Origin of the sequence: Acinetobacter tianfuensis, assembly GCF_003611465.1 — a bacterium.
Taxonomy (GTDB): Bacteria; Pseudomonadota; Gammaproteobacteria; order Pseudomonadales; family Moraxellaceae; genus Acinetobacter; species Acinetobacter tianfuensis.
This window is the reverse complement of record NZ_RAXV01000074.1, coordinates 1-3,274: the sequence shown is the minus strand read 5'-3', so window position 1 is coordinate 3,274 and position 3,274 is coordinate 1. Positions and strand designations below refer to the sequence as shown.

6 protein-coding genes are annotated in these 3,274 nt (G+C 39.8%); 3 read left to right on the top strand and 3 right to left on the bottom strand.

The window, feature by feature from the left end:
• Nucleotides 1-298 (top strand): hypothetical protein (locus D7V32_RS16835; RefSeq protein ID WP_120403920.1); only part of this gene is annotated, 298 nt, incomplete at its 5' end.
• A gap of 4 nt (nucleotides 299-302) precedes the next feature.
• Here D7V32_RS16835 and ruvC read toward each other — a convergent pair.
• Nucleotides 303-848, bottom strand: coding sequence for a crossover junction endodeoxyribonuclease RuvC (ruvC, locus tag D7V32_RS16830; protein WP_120403919.1), 546 nt, complete (start codon nucleotides 846-848; stop codon nucleotides 303-305).
• Between the two features lie 122 nt (nucleotides 849-970).
• Between ruvC and D7V32_RS16825 the strand changes: the two genes are divergently transcribed.
• Together D7V32_RS16825 and D7V32_RS16820 are read left to right on the top strand one after the other, a co-directional pair.
• Complete coding sequence (locus D7V32_RS16825) at nucleotides 971-1,546, top strand: FxsA family protein (RefSeq protein WP_120403918.1); 576 nt, start codon at nucleotides 971-973, stop codon at nucleotides 1,544-1,546.
• Nucleotides 1,547-1,673: 127 nt separating this feature from the next.
• On the top strand, nucleotides 1,674-2,306 hold the full coding sequence (locus tag D7V32_RS16820; protein WP_120403917.1) for a LysE family transporter: 633 nt from the start codon (nucleotides 1,674-1,676) through the stop codon (nucleotides 2,304-2,306).
• Here the strand turns inward: D7V32_RS16820 and D7V32_RS16815 are convergent.
• Both D7V32_RS16815 and D7V32_RS16810 read right to left on the bottom strand, forming a co-directional pair.
• On the bottom strand, nucleotides 2,277-2,486 hold the full coding sequence (locus D7V32_RS16815) for a hypothetical protein (RefSeq protein ID WP_120403916.1): 210 nt from the start codon (nucleotides 2,484-2,486) through the stop codon (nucleotides 2,277-2,279). The genes D7V32_RS16820 and D7V32_RS16815 overlap by 30 nt on opposite strands.
• Before the next feature lie 129 nt (nucleotides 2,487-2,615).
• Nucleotides 2,616-2,861 (bottom strand): hypothetical protein, encoded by a 246-nt coding sequence (locus D7V32_RS16810; protein ID WP_120403915.1) that lies wholly within the window; start codon nucleotides 2,859-2,861, stop codon nucleotides 2,616-2,618.
• Nucleotides 2,862-3,274 lie beyond the last annotated feature (413 nt).

Genomic DNA, 3,274 nt, shown 5'->3' with positions numbered 1-3,274 from the left:
TTTCTTTTATTTAAAGAAACGAAAGCTAAATCCAAAAATAAACACACTTGTTAAAAGGCCATTTAAACAACAAGTTCAGGATGGCTTCTCAAATTACAGAATCATTGATAAAAATAATATGCTTATGATTTGTGAATATAATCATAGAAATGAACCTGAGGAATTGGTGTTTATTCGTATTAATAGAACACTTGTAAAAAAGAATTTAAAGCATTCAGGGCGAATGCTCATTGCAGAATATCCGTATGAGCCTTCTTTGACTGAAATGAGATCAGATTTCGCCCATTATTTAAAATAATTTATTAACGCCGTCTAGAGCTAGAGCGGCTGCGCCCGCGGGCCATACCGCCCAAAGCATTTAATACAGCCAGTTTACTCATGCTGCCAGAGGCATGCGCATGGCAAATTGCTGCGGCTAGTGCATCGGCTGCATCTGCTTGAGGGGTAACGCTTAAATTTAAAAGCTTGGTCACCATCATTTGAACTTGTTCTTTGTCAGCTGCGCCGTAGCCGACCACAGATTGCTTAATTTGGCGGGCGGTATATTCTGCAACTTTTAAATCTAAATTGGTTAAGGCTGCAATCGCTGCGCCGCGGGCTTGACCAAGTTTTAGAGCCGAATCTGGGTTTTGCGCCATAAAAACTTGTTCTACAGCTGCTTCAGTCGGGCCGTGAAATCTTACAATACGGTCAATACCAGCAAAGATGCGTTTTAAGCGTTCGGGCATTTCTGTTGTTTCGGTACGAATGGTTCCAGCATCGACAAATCTCAATTTTGAGCCTTCGTGTTCGATGATGCCGTAACCAGTTAAGCGGGAACCTGGATCAATGCCGATAATTAATGGCATATTTGCCCTTTAAAAATTAAAATACGCCCATATTGTTACATAAGCGGATCAAAAAAGCTTGATAGTGATTAAGCACTTGATTGATACACTTTATTTATTGAATTGAGATTAGATTAATTTTCATGAAATTATTTCTTATTTTACTAATTGGCTTAATCCTAGAAGTCTTTGTTTGGATCGGCGTGGGCGACCTTGTCGGCAGTATGTGGTATGTGTTTTTCTGGTTTGCGGCAGCGTTCTTCATTGGTATGAGCATGATCCGCAAATACTCTGCGGGTTTAATGCCGCAGATGCAGCAAATGCAAGCAGGCCAAATGAGTGCAGATCCTGCACTGACTGGCAATTTGCCTAAAATCATTGCAGGCTTCCTGCTCTTGATTCCGGGTTTAATCACAGACGTATTGGCTGTGCTGATTATGATTCCGCCAGTGCAAAATGCGCTTAAAGCGACCATGATGAATGTGATGATGAAGCGTCAGCAGGCCATGATGGAAAAAATGATGGGCGGCATGATGGGTGATATGAATGGCATGGGCGGCGGAGCACAAGGTCAAAATCCATTTGCGGACATGATGCGTCAAATGCAGGACATGCAAAATCAGCAAAGCGGCCGTGATTCGAGCGTGATTGATGGTGAAGCGCGAGAAGTAATGCCAGATGCTAAAAAAATTGAAATGAAAGATGTGAGTCCTAAATAAGCACATTAAATTCATGGAGCTGGATTAAACATCCAGCTTTTTTTATGTTCAAAAAATTGTCACATCGATTTTTTACTTTGAACAGGCGTATAATCGTGCGCTTTCATACGGTAATAATCCATCATTTATGTCACTGCTTTTTACTATTTGTGCTTTGCATTTTGTGGCGCAGCTCAGTCCAGGGCCTGATGTGCTGCTGATTGCAAAAAGTTCAGCCTCTACATCTCGTGCGAATACCTTAAAAATTATTGCGGGGATTTCTTTAGGTATTGTAGTGTGGGTGGTTTTAACACTTACTGGGTTTACTTTGCTGATTGAGCAGTTTCCTTGGATTCAGCAAATACTGATGGCGGTTGGCGGTTTATTTTTGGCAAAAATGGGCTGGGCAATGCTGAATGGCGGCTTAAAAAGCTTGAAACAGCAAGCCGAAATTGACAGTACGCCAGAAGAGGAAAAGAAAGAAAATTATTTTCTGCTGGGATTGTTGACCAATTTATCCAATCCTAAAACTTTAATTTATTTCAGCAGTGTATTTTCACTTGCCCTCAGTTCATCAGCAGGTGCGCATTTAAAAACACAGCTGGCAGTGATTATTTCCATCCAAACTTTCTTGGTTTTTACATTGCTGATGCTGATTTTATCCATGCCGAAAATTAAAGCGCTTTATCAGCGCTCAAGCAGCTGGATTGATATTATTTCAGGTGTACTGTTCTTGGGGTTCGCCGTGTGGTTATGGCTGGATGCGCTGCGTATTATTTAAGGCGGAGTTTTGTTCTTCACTAGATAAGATAGCCGTTTCTGCAGCTTCTGCTTTTTGCTCAGGAGCATCGGTGCGGTAACGGTTTGGCGCTAAAGTCTTTTCAGTATTTTCTGAACCTTTATAGCTGCGGCTGCGGTTAGCGCGTTCACGTAAACCGCCTTTTTTAATGAGTTGAACCATAATCTATCCTCTATATGATGCTTATTTTAATCTAAAAAATGGCAGGATAAGGCAGAAGAATTAGGCAAATGAACCAATTGAAAGAGTAAAAAACCTGACAAAATGTCAGGTTTTTTTATGTATGCTTTTTTACAATCCGCGTTTGCTGTCTTGCTGCAGTACATCAAAGAGTGACTGCTGTTGTGGCATCTCTTGATGGTCCTGAAGGTAGACATGCATAACTTTAAAGATAATGGCTGCGGCCAGACAAGCCATAATACAAAAAATCCAAAAACCGTAAGGGCTGCGGATGTTATGTGATCCGCAACTGGTACATTCCTTGTCAGTAGAAGCAACAGCCTTGTTGCAGCAAGCACAGTGATACTGATATTGCATTTTTTTCTCCTTATTTTTCTGACATGCCTTATTTATTATTTTCAATCATACATTGATGATTGTTCTACCATCTTAGGTCAGGATTTGTAGTTCGACAAGCTGAATTGCTGCAAGGTGTAAAACTTGATATGTAAAATATTTTGTACTGCATTTAAGATGCTGATTTTATGTATACAATGTTTTAAGTTGCAGATAATTTTTTACAAAAAACTTTCAAAATGGATATTTTTTCTGCTTGGAAAAACGTCATGAATAATTTGATGTAAAGGTATGATGAGATGTCTTGAGGATTATTACCTTTTGAAATGCTTTACTGCACTGTAAAAGCTTCAGTATTTTGGAGGAATAGTTTCCCATAGATTTAAAAGAGCAAAGCCAGTCATATAGACTGGCTTTTCAGAAAGTTATTAACG

What these genes read in the sequence shown, in the direction of transcription:
- D7V32_RS16820 (WP_120403917.1), top strand. Translation starts at nt 1,674, where the DNA reads ATGTCACTGCTTTTTACTATTTGTGCTTTGCATTTTGTGGCGCAGCTC.
- D7V32_RS16810 (WP_120403915.1), bottom strand. Translation starts at nt 2,861, where the DNA reads ATGCAATATCAGTATCACTGTGCTTGCTGCAACAAGGCTGTTGCTTCT.
- ruvC (WP_120403919.1), bottom strand. Translation starts at nt 848, where the DNA reads ATGCCATTAATTATCGGCATTGATCCAGGTTCCCGCTTAACTGGTTAC.
- D7V32_RS16815 (WP_120403916.1), bottom strand. Translation starts at nt 2,486, where the DNA reads ATGGTTCAACTCATTAAAAAAGGCGGTTTACGTGAACGCGCTAACCGC.
- D7V32_RS16825 (WP_120403918.1), top strand. Translation starts at nt 971, where the DNA reads ATGAAATTATTTCTTATTTTACTAATTGGCTTAATCCTAGAAGTCTTT.